This is a genomic window from Clostridium sp. CM74B_53 (assembly GCF_036318045.1).
In the GTDB taxonomy this organism is placed as follows: Bacteria; Bacillota; Clostridia; order Lachnospirales; family Lachnospiraceae; genus Pilosibacter.
The window spans coordinates 1-14585 of record NZ_JAWQDE010000017.1; the positions used below are offsets into that span (position 1 = coordinate 1).

Below are 14585 nucleotides of genomic sequence, written 5' to 3' on the forward strand. Positions count from 1 at the left end.
CCGGGTGCGGATGATGTTTTTCAGCACTTTTTCCAGCGGCAGACCGTCTCGTTCATACATAGCCAGAAAGAAGAACGGGAGCATGAGGCCGATCATCAGGAACATGGCGGCACTGTTCCCGATACTGCCACGGGAAAACAGGTAAGCCGGGAGGCCCACCGCCGCCGCGCTGGAAAAACAAACAAGCTGGCGCTTCGTTAGGTTGAAGGCCAGCTTTGTCTTGATTTTGGAAAGGTCTTTTGGTACTGGCACATAGGCCATTTTGGTACACCTCCTTTATTGCTTCGGGCCAGCATGGCCCGAGGTTATCTTGCGGCCTCTTTGGCCGGGGCTGTGCTGCGGGCAGCTTCGGCGGCCTCTCGTCCGCTCTGCCTTGCCCGCCAGTATTCGGGGTGATACTGCCGGATGGACTGATTGAGTTTTTCTTCAAACTGTCCTTTGTCCTTAATGCGGTCAGGGATTTTCCACAGCTTTTTGTCCAGCAGCTCCCGGAGCACTACGCTTTCCTGTGCGTCCTCCTCATAGCAAATATAGCCCTTGTCCTTGAAGCCGCATTTTTTGGCCGCCGGGGAGAGAACGGCGGCTACCTCGTTTGCCACCATCGTTCCGCCGTGGCTGGCGGTAGATACCAAAAACACCCCCGGACAGAGGGTTTCACAGCTCTGCACCTCGCCCCACGGGGAGCTTTTCGGCGCATGGAACATCCCGCCCGTCAGGCTCCGATCCGCCTGCATGAGAGCCGCCTTTTCCAAGATGGCCTTCAGCTCCGGGGAAAAGTAGGCGTATTCCCGCAGGACACGGGCGGCGTCCCCGCCGCAGGCGTTCATCAACAGGGTATAGGCGTCGCTGTCCGCTTTGGTACAGCGGCCCAGCAGTTTTCCGTCGTAATAGCAGGCCGCGTCATAGCCCGTCCGTTTGCGTGGCATGGTTCCCGCCTCCTTTCTGCTTCGGGCCAGCATGGCCCGAGGTCAACGCTCTGCGCTGCGGCTGGGCTTTTCCTTCGGAGGCCGCTCTGCCTTTGCCTGTTCGGCAGCCGCTTTTCCGGCTTTGAGCTGATCGCTGATGGACGCACGCCCCACAGAGCCGCGCTCCGCCATCTGTTCCAGCTTTGCCTCATAGGCTTGCAGAACAGCAGTATTGAGCTGTTCCCGGAACTCCTTTGTGACAGGGTAGGCCATATCCCGATAGCCGCCTTTGCCGTCCGGCTGGCTGGGCATCCCAAGAAAGAGGCCCTTGCTGCCCTGTACGATTTTCAGATTTTCCACCACAAAGCAGTCATTGAATTTCACGCTGGCAAAGCCCATGAGATTTTTCACAGGTTCGATGACCCGCACGCTTACATCCAGCTTTATAGGGGCGGCTGGTGTTCCGCCCGCAGTTTTTTCCTGCATGGATTTCTCCTTTCCGCTTCGGGTCATCATGGCCCGAAGTCTCTTAATGGCAGCCGAAGATGGATTTTGCAAGACTGCCTGTTTTGAATAAGGTAAAACACAGCAGCACCGTATATCCCACACAGCCCCAGATCGCCCCGATGGGGTCGCCGTCGGTGGCGATACTCTGGATCAGCACCGCATAGATGGCGACACAGACCAAGATCAACAGACCTTGAAAGCCCACCGCAAAGAGGGAGCGGAAATAGTTCTGCCCCATGTGTCCGGTTTCCCTGTTGGGGACTGTGGCAAACGGGATAGGCGCTAAACTTGTGAGTAAATAAATTTCAATCATACGGCCATATACGATGACGAAGATCACGATGTTTAAGGCAATCATGGTAAGCTGGATCAGGAAGGATTGTAGCCAGAGTCCGAACAGAGGACCTAACTCCATCACCTCAAGCTCTGTCCGCAAACTGTCCAGCACATCCGGCGTGATCTCTGTCCCGTTCTGGATAATGCCCGCTGACTGCTGTATCACATGCTGGCTCACATCAAAGACCGCCAGCACGATATTGAAGGTGTTCGTCAGGATCATCACAGCCACAAAGGTTTTGAACACCCACTTAAAAAACATCCATGTGTCAACTTCATGGAGGTTGTTGCGTTCTATGAGCATCTGTATCAGTTCATAGGTCATAACAAAAGTGAGGATGACCCCAGCGATTGGCAGAATGGCAGTTTCGGAGATCTGTCGTATCATGGAAAAGACCCCGGCGTTCCAGTCCGCCGGGGTCGTGCCTACCTGTGTGGCGATCTCGCCAACGCTCTGATTGACGTTATCGAAAAGGCCGTCCAGATTTCCCATGATACCATCGACGAGCAGACCTTTCAGCCATTCAACGATTGCGTCGATGATAAAGTCCATACATCAGCTCCTTTTCTGGAAAAGGGACAACGGGTGACACTTAGCTGAACAGGCCAGACAGCAGAGGGATAAGCTGAAGACCGATTAGAACGACACCGCCGCCAGCCATGAGCTGCTTAATGCCCTGTGATTTTGCCGCAGGGTTGTCCGACCCGTAACCTTCCAGAAGGTTGATGACGCCCCATACCGCCAGACCGGCACCAAGAGCCATAACCAGAATTTTGAGAATGTCGATTGCCTGATTGAAAAATTCCATATACGTTCCTCCATTTTGTTTGTTTGATGGTTTTGGGTACAAAAAAAGCCGCCCACATCGGCGGCGCTTCGGGTCATCATGGCCCGAAGTTACACAAACTCGTCGCTGTCCAGATCATCGAAATTCAACAGGTCAGCTTCTTCGTCCGTGTCGGAGCCGTCCACTTCGTACACCATGTATTCGTCCTCCGGATTTAGTCTCAATGGCCGGTGGCGGAACAGGCTTTCCAAGCGGAAGGCGTTTTTCTTTTTATCAAATTCGGCTGTGTACTTGTAATTCGGGTGCTTTTTCAAGTCATACTTCGGGGACAGGAAGGGTGGGAGCCCCCTAAGCTGCAAGATACATTTATCTCCGGGCATGGTGGTGATCTCGCTGGTGGTCATCAATTCCCGGCCAAGCCGCTGCATATTCTGGCTGTAACTTTCAGACTGTCCACGGCTTCGGCCCTCGGTCTGCATAGAGATGGTGGCCTTGCCCAGCCAGTTTTCCGAAATATCCTTTAGGGTGGAAGCCTCCCGGCCTCCGAGAAACACGATACTGTCCATGTTGCCCATGATGGTTTCGGAATGGTCTTTGTACAATGCCTTGCACTGGCTCATTGCCTGATAAAAAAGCGTCAGGCTGATCTCACGGGAGCGGATGACGGCCACGATCTTTTCCAGCCCCGGCACCTGTCCGGTGTTGGCTGCCTCGTCCCACAGCACCCGCACATGGTAGGGCAGACGCCCGCCATAGGTGTTATCAGCCCGTTCACACAGAAGGTTGAACATCTGCGAAAAAGCGAGGGCAACCAAAAAGTTGTAGGTGGTGTCCGTGTCGCTGATAAGAAAGAACAGCGCTGATTTTTCATCCCCCAGCTTATCCAGCTCCAGTTCGTCATAAGACATGATCTCCCGAAGCTGGGGAATATCAAAGGGAGCCAGTCTTGCACCGCAGGAAATCAAAATGCTTTTGGCTGTCTTGCCGCTGGCGAGCTTGTATTTCTTATACTGCCTCACGGCGAAGTGCTGGGGGCTGCGGCGTTCCAGCCCGTCAAACATATAGTCCACCGCATTTTTGAAGGTTTCGTCATCCTCCCGGACTTCCATGCTGTTTATCATTTCCACCAGCGTATTCATGTTGCGTTCTTCCTCCGGCCCCTCAAACACGATGTAGGCCACAAGGGCGCAGTACAAGAGGGTTTCGGCTTTGGTCCAGAACTCGTCGCCCTCCTTGCCGTCGCCTTTGGTGTTGGCGATCAGAGCAGTAACGAATTTCAAAACATCGCTTTCCGTCTTGATATAGGCCAGCGGATTGTAGTGCATGGATTTTGAAAAGTCGATACTGTTGAACACCCGCACCCTGTATTTCTCCCGTTGCAGGAACCGCCCGCACTGGTCGAGGGTGCCGCCCTTCGGGTCTACCACCACATACGAGGAATGGGCTTGAAGGAGCTGCGGGGTCAGCCAGAACCTTGTCTTACCCGAACCGGACGAGCCGATGACACAGGCGTTTAGGTTCCGGGCATTGGCGGGTATTTTCGGACGGGTGTTCATGGTCAGGAACTCCGTCCCGGTCAGAATGACATTGTTCTGAAATTTAGGGTCTACAAACGGCTTTATATCCTCCTTTGTTCCAAAGCGGGCGGTGCCGTACTCCGCATCCCGCCGGAATTTTTTCGCCTGCCTGATCTTTGACTGTATCAGCAGATACACCCCAGCCGCACCGGCAAGGCCCACCAGCAGGTCAATACCGCCCAGCCCCGGCCAGTAGGTTTCAAAGGCTTTGGGGAAGGTATCGAGCATCCCCATGAGCTTTGTCCCGAAGTCTGTGCCGGGGGCGATCCGGTAGGCCGTCCCGATTTTGGAGAAGAACCAGAACACAAAGAGGTACGGCAGGTTTGGGAGCACATATTTTCTGATCTTGTCACTCAACGTCCGTCCTTCACCGCCTCTCTGGTCCGCTGCTTTTCCTTTGCCTGCGTCCTGATCTGCTCCGTGAATTTCCGAAGCTGGCCGAGGATGGAAGCCTTGTCCTGCTCTTTGTTCAGCACCTTTGCGCTGTACTTCTGGAAGGCCGCCGTGATAGCGTCCGCCTGATTGGCTTTGAAAAACAGTAGGTAATGACCGGGGCTCACTTTATGGAAAGCGTAGTCCACATGGAACTTCTTCGCGATCCGGTCAAAATCCTTTGGAGCTCCCACATAGGGCATGGCACTTTTGCCGCCATAGTGGTTCATCAGCTTTTTCACGCTCTGGCGTCCCTGCGGGGTCAGCGCCTTCCGGTGGTGCTTTTGCAGTGCCCGCGCTACCTTCCCAAGAGCGGCAGCCAGCACTTTTCCCGTGAGCTTCGTTGTCCTGATCGAAAGGGCAACCGTTTTTTGGTTTACTTCTTCCTGCATAAAACCTCCTTTCCGTCGGGGTTCCCGCTATCCGGGAGGCCCCCGTACAATCTCGGGGAACAGAAAACCTCGGGCCAATGTGGCCCGAGGCTTACCGCTCGGCATCTCTGCCGGACGGAGCTTTCTTTTCCGGCTCCGTCTGGACTTTTTCGTCCTGTTCCCGCATGGTCTGCAAGATAGAGGGCTTCTTTTGAAGTTGGGAGGGCTTTTCGCCGGACAGCGGCTTGATACATTCCAGACGGTCAGCCGCCCGGATGGCGTTGTCCGTGAGCTGCCTCTGCCATGCGCCCACGCTGGGAGCCCAACGAAAGCCGCTGCTTTTCAGCTCGGCCCGGGTGTCCGCGTCAGGCTTTCCGTCAAAGAACACCTGCAAGCGGTTGTCCTCCCGGTTCATTTCCACACGACCCCCATCGAACTCCCAGCCGGAAAATTCCTGCTGTGCCTGTTTGGAAAGCTGTTCGATACGGGCCTTTACCCGGCGGATCTCCGCATTGTTGTTGGTTAGCTGGTAACTTTCAAAGGGCCTCGGGTCGCTTCGCCAACTTGACGCCATGCTTGCTTTCAGCTTTTCAATCTGGTCCGGCGACAGCAGCGCACAGCCGTCCAGCTTGCCATGCTTGCGGTAATAGGCGTTGACCTCCTTCATAATGAGCTGGGAGCGTTCCAGCCCGTCCAGCTTCTTCTGGAGCTTTTCAATCGCTGCCGGGTCATCGGCGCTGATCCCGCCCATGCCGGTGCTGCGTATCTTATCCAGCAGCCCTTGAATATGCCGCCATTCCTCCATGTTGCTGTCCCGCGCCCGGTTCTGTTTTTCCTTCTTTCCCACCGGGAAATTGGAAGGCCCGGCGATCATCACAGAGGGAACCCTCGCGTCAATGGCAAAGCCTTGGTTCATGTTTTCGGCCAGCTTGCGGGCGTAGGTGTCTAACAGATGGTCGATCTTCTCATGGTACATGGGGTCCACCCGGGATTTCTGCTTTTCCGCTATGGCGGCGGCCTTGTCCACCATTGCCCTGTATTCCGCCGTTGCGCTCCCTTCCTTGTAGTCGGAAAAGCTGTTCATTTCTTTTGCCCGGCGGGCGGCTCCTTCATTGATAGGGTAATAGTTGATGGTATGCACCTCCTTTATGCTTCGGGCCATGCTGGCCCGAAGTCTTACCGTTCTTCATGGGAAGGCCCCGCCTTGTCCTTTTTCGGAGCGGGTGGGGCTTCTTGAAACCGTTTGAGTGCAGCGAGAATGGAGTGGACAGGCTCGGCCTTTTCAGGATAGGCAAATATCCGGTGTTCCGGCGGAATGTCCTGCGGCCCGTGGTAATACTCCTTGAAGCCCTCCGGGACTGCCGACACATACCCACCGGGAGCGAATACGCCGCCTTCGTTGATACGCACATCCCGCCCGTATGCCTCATAATCGAAGTAGTTCTGAATGTGCTCCGGTATGTCGATAGTCCCAAGCTCGTCGGCGTAAAGACGGCCCAGCCCTTCATCATCGGAAATATCCGGGTAAAAGCGGTAAAGGTCAAGGTTCTGCGTCAGGTTTATCAAATCCTTCACGCTCCTTGTGTGGTTTCCCAAGACAAGAGCGGCTTCAAAGGTTTCCAGTCCGCCCTTATCCCGTACTTCCAGCAGGGCGTGGCCCAGCTCGTTCAGCTCGTCGATGTTCTCACATTCGTAGAGATGATCGTAGAGCCCCAGCACATCACTGTCAAAGCTGGTAAAGAATACTTCGCTGTACCGTTTCCCGTCTATCCCGATTTTGGCAAGGGCGGCCTGCAACTCCTGTGTCGTCGTGGGGAAATGTACCGTTGTCCCTACCTCAATCCCCATTAAGGGGTATAGGGCTGTATTGGTTATATAGGCTTCAAACATGGGCTCATTCCTCCTTTCCGGCCCGGTCAGCCAGCACCTCATAGATCCCGGCCATAATGTAATCGGCACAAGGGAGGGCAATCGCATTTCCCAGCACCTTGTAGCGTTGCAGAGGCCGGATCTCCATGCCGTCCGCCCCGTACTTTGTCCAGCCCTCCGGCAGCCCCATCAGCCGTTCACTTTCTGTTTCCGTCAGAAAACGGATACAGCCGCCCTCCGGGTCGCCCTCATACCAGAAGGCAAAGGGCGTTACATCACTGGCTAAAAGAGTGGGAAAAGGGTCAGTTGGTAATCCGAAGCTGTTTCGGAAGGCCGTTTCTTCCTGCCTTTTTGCCGCTCCCCGCATACGGAAGCACTGAAAGGGGTGGATGACTGGTATCTGCCGCCCTGTTTCAAAAGAAGCTGTTCGATCTCCTTCGGCGGCGGCCCGCCCGCCCTCTCCGCAAGGCGGAGGAAGTGGGAGCATTGGACGGGGCTTAAATAGTATGTCTGCGGCACGTCTGCCTCCAAAATCCGCCACGACGAAAATCCGCTGCCTTCGTGCCAGCCTTCGGGAGCCTGCCCAATACTGGGCGTCCATGAGCCGCCAGCACACATCAGGCGTTCCCCCTCGCACCATTCCGGCGTTTCCCCATCTTCCAGAAGGAGGCATTGGAACTTCGGTGTCCGAGAAGGCGGATAGGACGGCTCTAAAATCCATCCGGTCATTTGTAGAAAACGCTCCCATGACGTTTTCCCAAACAGCGATAGCTGGATATAGGTTATCAGTGGCATCCCTCATTTCCTGTATGATACGAAACGCCTGATAAAACAGGCTGGATTTTGCCCCGGCAAGGCCGGAGCGGTTGCCGATCAGAGAAAGGTTTTGACAGGGAGAGCCGAAGGTTATCACATGGACCGGCGGGATTTTCCCGCCGTCCACCTTCGTAATATCCCCCAAATGCACCATGTCGGGAAAGTGCCTTTTGGTTATGGAGATGGGCGCTTTTTCAATCTCGCTGGCCCAGACCGGACGGATACCGCACCGGGAAGCAGCCAGAGGGAACACGCCAATCCCGTCGAAAAGGCTCCCCAGCTTAATGTCCGGCATAGCCCGGGGTGCCGTGTCCCTTCACGGCAAGCACCCCTTCCAGCGTTGTCGCCGCAATGCCCAGCCGTCCGGCAACCGCAATATCGTTTTTTACATCCTCGTCCACAACGCTGCCACAGACAATCAGGGTATGGGAGCGCCGCAGCATATCCCGGCGCATATCAATCCCGGCCTTATGTTCCTCGGGAACGCTGTCATTCAAAAACAGCGGCAGGTACAAGAGCGGGCAGATCGGGGAAAAGCCCGCCTCATAAGCAAGGCGGCAGTAGTGGGCCGCCAGCTCCATATCAACATCCGGCTCGCCGCTCCATGCGGCAGTCAGGTATGCTAAAGGTCGTTTCATTGGTTGAGCCTCCATTTCTGTTTTGGTTTAGGGAAAAGCAAGAGTTCGCCCAACCCCTCCGCCCCTTCCCCCGGGAAGGGGAACGGCTCTGGAGAATTTATATCCCCGTCGCTTGACCGGGAAAAAGCATAACCGGGAGAAATCCGTCAAGGGTGCCTCTGGCACCGCCTGCGGCGGCGCTGCCCTTGACTGATTTTCCCGGCTATGCTACGGAATAACTGGCGACGGGGAATAATTTATATCTCCAGAGCTTCGGGGCGCGGGGCAGAGCCCCGCAATCCTCGGGCCATGCTGACCCGAAGTTTTAGCTTACTTTTCCTGTTCGGTTTTCTTCTCCGGCTTTTCGTGTTCCTTCTGCTGACCCTTCCAGTCGTCCAGCAGCTTGATGATCTGATCCTTCATTTCCCTCGGCGTAGTTTCCTTGCCGAAATACTTGCTCAGTTCCGCACCTGTCAAAATCACTTTGTCTACCTCCTTTTTGTCCTCCATCATAATGCCGTCGATCACATCCCCGTTGAGCAGTTTCTTTTCGTCCAACTCACGCATACGCTTTGCCTGCGCCTGTGAAGGCGAGGACTGCTGGCTGTCAATGGCGACGGCGATATAGTTCTGGTTCTTCTTGCCGATATAGGAAAGCTCCACCGCCGTAGTAAAGCCCAGCTTTTTTTCATCCATCAGCTTCATCAGGTCGGGAACCAGCTCATTGAGACGGATATACCGCTGCACCTGCTTGACCGCCATCTTATTGCGCTCGGCCACAATTTCGTTGGAGCGTTTGCCTGCGTCCTTCGGGTCAATCTGGCCCGAAGTGCGGGAGCCCTGGTGCTTGATGGATTCAAGCTGCATTTTCAAGGCTTTGGCCCGCTCACTGGGGAGGATTTCTTCACGCTGGTTCAGATTGTCCTCCACCATCTGCGTGATGGCTTCATCATCCGTCAGGTTTCGGACGATACAGGGCATATCCGCATATCCGGCAAGCTCGCTGGCTTTCTGGCGGCGGTGGCCGGATACGATCTCATAGCCGCCATCCTCACGGGGACGGACGATAGCGGGCTGGGTCACGCCCTTGTCCTTGACGCTGGACACCATAGCTCGCATTTCTTCATCATCCCGGACCTCAAAGGGATGGTTCTTAAAGGCGTGGAGTTCGTTCAGCTTGATATAGACGATCTGCTCCTTGCCCCGGCGTGGTGCATCCTTCGGCTTTTCGGATTCCTTCGGAGCGGGAGCAGCCTGTACCGTTGGAGCCGTTTTTTTCTCCGGTTCCTTTTTGACCGCCTTTTCCGGTTTCTGTGCAGGAGCTTTGGGCTTCAGGGCTGCGGCCTTGTCCTTATCTTCTTTCGGGGGACGGCCCCGGCGCTTCGGCTGTTCCGGCTCTTTGGGTTTTTCCTCCGCTTTCTTCGGAGCCTCCGGCTGCTTTTCCGGTTTCTCCGCTTTTGTCGGGTCAGGCTTTTCCCCGCTGGGAGTTGCCGCCCGTTCCTCGGCTTTCTTTTCCTTCATAATTTCAGCGAAGTTATAGACAGAAACCTGTGGGTTCTTTACTTCTGGTTCCGTCTTTTTTTCCGGCTCCGGGGAAACGGAAACCTTCTCCGGCTCTTTTGGGGGAGCGGGAGGCGTTTCCTTGCCCGGCCCGCTATCCGTTACCGGCTGTTCCGGCGTTTTTGTGGTTTTATCATCTGCCATAAGCATTTACCTCCTGTTTTTTGGCATGAAAAAAGGGGCTCAACTTTTCAGTCAAGCCCCCGTGGGAAGTTCCTCCTTTCTCCGCCATGATACAAAAATACCGCCCGTAGTCTCGTTTGGGCGGTACTTTGTGTAAGATTGGCAGTCCATTATTAAGTTTTTTATTATGTTCCCTTTGTACACCGTTGCAACTGTTTAAAGACGGTGGAAAGGGGGAGAACGTATGAATTCAGCTGTTGGTATTATGGCGATCATTCTCCTTGCCCTGCTGTTTTTTAAAATTCCGGTATTTGTGGCAGTGCTTGGAGCTTCCGTTGTTTATTTTATACTGACTCCGGGTATTAATCCGGCTGTATTTGCACAGCAGGCGATTACCGGTTCCGAGAGTGTGACACTTCTTGCAATCCCGTTTTTCGTATGTGCAGGTGTTCTCATGAACTACACGGGGGTTACAAAGAGAATCATGGATTTCTGTGCGGTCCTGACCGGAAGAATGTACGGTGGACTTTCACAGGTAAATATCCTTCTTAGTACATTGATGGGCGGACTTTCCGGTTCCGCACTTGCGGATGCCGCGATGGAGGCAAAGATGCTGGTTCCGGAGATGGAATCCAAAGGGATTGGCAAAGCATTTTCCACGGTAGTAACTGCGGCTTCCAGTATGATCACACCGTTAATCCCGCCGGGAATTGGACTGATTCTCTATGGCTGTATTGCGAATGTATCAATCGGTAAATTGTTCATTGCCGGTTTTGGTCCGGGTATTCTTCTTTGTATAACAATGATGTTTATGGTGTCCAGAATTTCAAGAAGACGCGGTTATCTTCCGCTCCGCAAAGACAAAATGACGGGGACGATGTTCTGGACATCCTTTAAGCCGGCAATTCTCCCGTTATGCCTTCCGATCATCATCATCGGCGGCGTTCGTCTCGGTATATTTACGGCCACAGAGGCCGGTGCTGTTGCAATCGTATATGCTGCTGTCCTCGGATTCGGCTACAGAGAGTTGGGACCGAATGAAATTCGTCAGGGCTTAAAAGAGACTCTTATGACAACGTCATCCATCATGCTGATCGTTGCGGCGGCGTCTACATTCTCCTGGATCCTCACAAAAGAGATGATCCCGCAGATGTTTACCCAGTGGATGATCTCTGTGATCCATAATAAATGGATTTTCCTTGTTGCTGTTGATATCTTCCTGATCTTTGTCGGCATGTTCGTAGAGGGAAATGCCAGCATGATCGTCCTCGTGCCGTTATTTGCGCCGGCCGCGACAGCATACGGAATCGATCCGATCCACTTCGCGATGGTATTTATTTTCGCAAATGCCATCGGTGCTTTCACACCGCCGATGGGAACCCTGATGTTCGTAACCTGCGGTGTCACAAAGTGCTCAACAAAGGATTTCATCAAAGAGGCTGTTCCGTTCTATGCACTGTTATTCGGCTGCCTTCTGATCCTTACCTTTATCCCGATCTGCTCGACCGGACTCGTAAATATCATTTATTAGGCGCAGAAATCATAAAAACTGATAGAAAACACGCTGGTTTCATGACCGCGCTTATCAGTATATGGAGCCGGATATGAAGGAGATGGAACATATCCGCCGGCAGGGATATACGCTCGTTGACTGCGAAGAGCAGAGCTACAAGCAGGAAGCGGCATGCCCGATCTTTGATTTTTATGGTGATATCATGGCAGCGCTGACATTTGTGTCGATCAAAGATGGAAATACGAGAGAACTGGTCAGAAGGATCTGTCTTTTACGACAATTTGCGGAACAGATCTCCAAGTCAGTGCGACAGAGATAAAAAGACCGGAGAATACAGTTGGCAAGTGGGCTGCTGCATGAAATGTGCGGCAGCCTGCTTTTTATTTACCAGGAAAAGAAATATTCTTGACATTTACCTATAAAACTATGTATGATAAGTTCTGCACTATACCAGTAGATCATGAATGATCAGAGGGGTCCGCAGACACAAAACAGAGCACTGGTCCGGGAAGGGACAGTCGATGGGCAGATCCCGCAAGTGTAGTGAAGGAGGAAACAAAAGACCATGAAACAGGTTCATGAAACATTAAACCGGATCCTTCCGGAGATCATCGCGATGAGTGAGGACATTTACCGCCATCCGGAACTTGGATTCAAGGAATTCAGAACGAGAGAAAAAACGATCGAGGCTCTGGATAAAGCAGGGATCCCGCATGAGGATGTTGCTTACACGGGAATCCGCGCTGTGCTGGATTCGGGAAAACCGGGTCCGAATATCGGTCTGATCACGGAATTTGACGCAGTTCCGACTTTCGGACATCCGTATGCCAGCGAGGACAGCTATGCCGCCCACACATGCGGTCATTACGGTCAGCTCGGCGTCATGATGAGTTTATTCCTGGCGATCAAAGAATCAGGGATGTTGAAAGATCTCTGCGGCAAGGTTACACTTCTTGTAACGCCGGCAGAAGAATTCTGCGATATGGATTACCGGAAAGAGCTGATCAGAGAGGGAAAGATCTCCCACCCATCAGGAAAACAGGAAATGATCGCCACAGGCGTGTTCGACGATGTGGATCTCATGCTTTCCTGCCATGCAATGGGGATCGACATGACAAAATATCATGCGGAGATCGGCTCCAGCTTAAACGGTTTCATCATGAAACGCGCGATCTTTACTGGAAAGGCGGCGCATGCTGGCGCAAATCCGGAAGGTGGTGTAAATGCATTAAATGCAGTCAATCTCGCAATGACCGGAATCAACTTCCTGCGCGAGACATTCCGCGCTGATGATGCGATCCGTGTCCATTTCTTCGTTCCGGAAGGCGGACAGTCCGTCAACACGATCCCGGCAAGAACGCAGCTGGAAATGTATGTCCGGGCGAAAACCGTTCCGGCGATCTTCGAGACGAACGCGAAAGTAACGCGTGCGATCCGCGCAGGTGCACTTGCGATCAACTGTGATCTGGAGATCCAGGATACTCCGGGATACTTCCCGCTTCATCAGGACGAGAACCTGACAGCGCTTGTGAAAAAACATATTCTGGATTACATCGATGAGAGCATGATCGCCCAGGGAACCCACGGATTTGCTTCCGGTGATATGGGAGATCTGTCACTGATGTGGCCGATCGTCGAGATCGGAGTTGCCGGATTTGAAGGCAGCATCCACGGAAAAGATTTTAAGACGGTGGATCCTGAACAGGCATATTGTGTTCCGGCACATTATTTTGCGGACACCGTGATCGACCTGCTGTCTGACGGCGGTGCTTCTGCATGGAAGATCAAAGAGGCATTCCAGCCGGTAATGAACAAGGAGAACTATCTGGAGACCCTGGACAGTTTGAATAAATCAACGTTTTACGAAAAGGAGAACAACTAATTATGAGAAAGAAAATCGTATGCAGCACACTGGCTATGGCACTGGCAGCTTCCATGCTGTTCGGATGCGCGAGCGAGAGCAAGACTGAGACAACAGCCGCAGCAGGAGAGACAACTGCAGCTGCTGAAACAACTGCGGAGGCAGCAAAGGCAGAGACAAACGGTGAGAAGTTAAAAGTGACACTTCTTGTTACCGGTTCTTTCGGTGATAAGGCATTCAATGATTCCGCGCAGGCCGGCATGGAAAAGCTTGAGGCTGAGCTTGGCGACAAGGTTGAAGTAAACATGGTCGAGATGGGCAGCGACAAGACAAAGTTTGAAGGTTCCATGTTAGACGCTTGTGAGTCCGATGCAGACCTTATCATCACAGGTCTCTGGGATATGAAGGAGATCACAGAGAAGGTTGCTCAGGAGTTCCCGGAGAAGAAGTTCATCATCTTTGATACAGATGTTGACTACACCATCGGCGATTTAAGCAACGTATACTCCATGAGCTACAAGCAGAACGAGGGCGCATTCCTTGCAGGTGTTCTTGCAGCAAGTGCGACAAAGTCCGATATGGAATACGCAAACGAAGACAACGTGATCGGTTTCGTAGGTGCAAAGGATACAGCAGCTGTTATCAACGACTCTGCAGTCGGCTTCATCGAGGGCGCTCAGTTCGTAGATCCGGATGTGAAGGTACTTGTTTCCTACGTTGGTTCTTATGTTGACTCCGCAACAGCAAAAGAGCTTGCGATCACTCAGTACTCCAACGGCGCTGACGTTGTATTCGTAGCAGCAGGTCCGGCATCCGTAGGTGTTATCGAGGCAGCTGCAGAAAGCAAGAAGTACTGCATCGGTGTTGACTCCGACCAGGCACTTGCTTACGAGGGCAAGGACGAGGCAAACTTCATCATCTCTTCCGCGATCAAGGGCGTTGGCGACAGCATCTACAATGCAGTTGAGAAGGCAGTTGATGGAACACTTCCGTATGGTGAATATCAGACCCTTGGTATCGAGGACGGCGTTGTAGGTCTTGCTGACAATGATATCTATCAGTCTGTTGTATCTGACGATGCAAAGAAGGCAGTCGAGGACGCAAAAGAGAAACTGCTTTCCGGCGAGGTCAAGGTTGATTCCGCTTACGGCATGGATGAGGCAACCTTAAAAGGCATCATCAACGGAGCACAGTAAAGGAAAACAGCTGAGACATGCACCCATAGTTTAGTTCACATCTCCTGTATCAGGCAGAAATGAAGCAGCAGGCGGAAAATACTGTTCCCGGGGTCATCCCGGAGCAGACCGCCC

16 protein-coding genes are annotated in these 14585 nt (G+C 53.2%); 4 read left to right on the forward strand and 12 right to left on the reverse strand.

From position 1 onward, the window contains the following. The 12 genes from V2546_RS12760 to V2546_RS12815 form a co-directional block, all read right to left on the reverse strand. On the reverse strand, positions 1-261 hold a 261-nt coding region (locus tag V2546_RS12760), incomplete at its 3' end, for a PrgI family protein (protein ID WP_329752540.1). Between the two features lie 44 nt (positions 262-305). Then, on the reverse strand, positions 306-926 hold the full coding sequence (locus V2546_RS12765) for a DUF7007 domain-containing protein (RefSeq protein ID WP_330379328.1): 621 nt from the start codon (positions 924-926) through the stop codon (positions 306-308). Positions 927-968: 42 nt separating this feature from the next. Continuing rightward, positions 969-1421, reverse strand: a complete 453-nt coding sequence (locus tag V2546_RS12770; protein ID WP_055303318.1) for a SpoVG family protein — start codon at positions 1419-1421, stop codon at positions 969-971. A gap of 13 nt (positions 1422-1434) precedes the next feature. After that, positions 1435-2301 carry a VirB6/TrbL-like conjugal transfer protein, CD1112 family gene (locus V2546_RS12775; RefSeq protein ID WP_055303316.1) on the reverse strand — a complete coding sequence of 289 codons (867 nt, stop codon included), beginning with the start codon at positions 2299-2301 and terminating at the stop codon, positions 1435-1437. Positions 2302-2341: 40 nt separating this feature from the next. Beyond that, positions 2342-2557, reverse strand: coding sequence for a Maff2 family mobile element protein (locus V2546_RS12780; RefSeq protein WP_016306504.1), 216 nt, complete (start codon positions 2555-2557; stop codon positions 2342-2344). Positions 2558-2646: 89 nt separating this feature from the next. Continuing rightward, the gene (locus V2546_RS12785; protein WP_329752543.1) at positions 2647-4470 is read right to left on the reverse strand and encodes a VirD4-like conjugal transfer protein, CD1115 family; all 1824 of its coding nucleotides are present in this window, start codon (positions 4468-4470) and stop codon (positions 2647-2649) included. After that, positions 4467-4937, reverse strand: a complete 471-nt coding sequence (locus V2546_RS12790; RefSeq protein ID WP_055303315.1) for a PcfB family protein — start codon at positions 4935-4937, stop codon at positions 4467-4469. Before V2546_RS12790 ends, V2546_RS12785 begins: the two co-directional genes overlap by 4 nt. A 91-nt stretch (positions 4938-5028) precedes the next feature. Then, positions 5029-6057: a hypothetical protein gene (locus V2546_RS12795; RefSeq protein WP_486463594.1), complete on the reverse strand. Its 1029-nt coding sequence runs from the start codon at positions 6055-6057 to the stop codon at positions 5029-5031. 35 nt (positions 6058-6092) lie between these two features. Next, a complete protein-coding gene (locus tag V2546_RS12800; protein ID WP_015555149.1) occupies positions 6093-6806 on the reverse strand; it encodes an antirestriction protein ArdA in 714 nt (237 codons plus the stop codon). A gap of 4 nt (positions 6807-6810) precedes the next feature. Next, complete coding sequence (locus V2546_RS12805; protein WP_055303310.1) at positions 6811-7896, reverse strand: DNA cytosine methyltransferase; 1086 nt, start codon at positions 7894-7896, stop codon at positions 6811-6813. Further along, positions 7883-8239 carry a DUF7768 domain-containing protein gene (locus V2546_RS12810; protein WP_178105371.1) on the reverse strand — a complete coding sequence of 119 codons (357 nt, stop codon included), beginning with the start codon at positions 8237-8239 and terminating at the stop codon, positions 7883-7885. Before V2546_RS12810 ends, V2546_RS12805 begins: the two co-directional genes overlap by 14 nt. Before the next feature lie 309 nt (positions 8240-8548). Continuing rightward, positions 8549-9928 (reverse strand): ParB/RepB/Spo0J family partition protein, encoded by a 1380-nt coding sequence (locus tag V2546_RS12815; RefSeq protein ID WP_227619510.1) that lies wholly within the window; start codon positions 9926-9928, stop codon positions 8549-8551. 217 nt (positions 9929-10145) lie between these two features. Between V2546_RS12815 and V2546_RS12820 the strand changes: the two genes are divergently transcribed. From V2546_RS12820 to V2546_RS12835, 4 genes are all read left to right on the forward strand, one after another. Then, positions 10146-11432: a TRAP transporter large permease gene (locus tag V2546_RS12820; RefSeq protein ID WP_118532623.1), complete on the forward strand. Its 1287-nt coding sequence runs from the start codon at positions 10146-10148 to the stop codon at positions 11430-11432. 73 nt (positions 11433-11505) lie between these two features. After that, positions 11506-11733 carry an IclR family transcriptional regulator domain-containing protein gene (locus V2546_RS12825; protein WP_182426840.1) on the forward strand — a complete coding sequence of 76 codons (228 nt, stop codon included), beginning with the start codon at positions 11506-11508 and terminating at the stop codon, positions 11731-11733. Between the two features lie 246 nt (positions 11734-11979). Next, positions 11980-13296: an amidohydrolase gene (locus V2546_RS12830; RefSeq protein ID WP_329752544.1), complete on the forward strand. Its 1317-nt coding sequence runs from the start codon at positions 11980-11982 to the stop codon at positions 13294-13296. A gap of 2 nt (positions 13297-13298) precedes the next feature. Continuing rightward, positions 13299-14471 (forward strand): BMP family ABC transporter substrate-binding protein, encoded by a 1173-nt coding sequence (locus V2546_RS12835; protein WP_118532619.1) that lies wholly within the window; start codon positions 13299-13301, stop codon positions 14469-14471. Positions 14472-14585: the final 114 nt, after the last annotated feature.

Coding starts and splice junctions, on each gene's coding strand:
- V2546_RS12780 (WP_016306504.1), bottom strand. CDS start 2,557: ATGGAATTTTTCAATCAGGCAATCGACATTCTCAAAATTCTGGTTATG.
- V2546_RS12790 (WP_055303315.1), bottom strand. CDS start 4,937: ATGCAGGAAGAAGTAAACCAAAAAACGGTTGCCCTTTCGATCAGGACA.
- V2546_RS12775 (WP_055303316.1), bottom strand. CDS start 2,301: ATGGACTTTATCATCGACGCAATCGTTGAATGGCTGAAAGGTCTGCTC.
- V2546_RS12810 (WP_178105371.1), bottom strand. CDS start 8,239: ATGAAACGACCTTTAGCATACCTGACTGCCGCATGGAGCGGCGAGCCG.
- V2546_RS12765 (WP_330379328.1), bottom strand. CDS start 926: ATGCCACGCAAACGGACGGGCTATGACGCGGCCTGCTATTACGACGGA.
- V2546_RS12830 (WP_329752544.1), top strand. CDS start 11,980: ATGAAACAGGTTCATGAAACATTAAACCGGATCCTTCCGGAGATCATC.
- V2546_RS12835 (WP_118532619.1), top strand. CDS start 13,299: ATGAGAAAGAAAATCGTATGCAGCACACTGGCTATGGCACTGGCAGCT.
- V2546_RS12820 (WP_118532623.1), top strand. CDS start 10,146: ATGAATTCAGCTGTTGGTATTATGGCGATCATTCTCCTTGCCCTGCTG.
- V2546_RS12815 (WP_227619510.1), bottom strand. CDS start 9,928: ATGCTTATGGCAGATGATAAAACCACAAAAACGCCGGAACAGCCGGTA.
- V2546_RS12825 (WP_182426840.1), top strand. CDS start 11,506: ATGAAGGAGATGGAACATATCCGCCGGCAGGGATATACGCTCGTTGAC.
- V2546_RS12805 (WP_055303310.1), bottom strand. CDS start 7,896: ATGCCGGACATTAAGCTGGGGAGCCTTTTCGACGGGATTGGCGTGTTC.
- V2546_RS12770 (WP_055303318.1), bottom strand. CDS start 1,421: ATGATGACCCGAAGCGGAAAGGAGAAATCCATGCAGGAAAAAACTGCG.
- V2546_RS12800 (WP_015555149.1), bottom strand. CDS start 6,806: ATGTTTGAAGCCTATATAACCAATACAGCCCTATACCCCTTAATGGGG.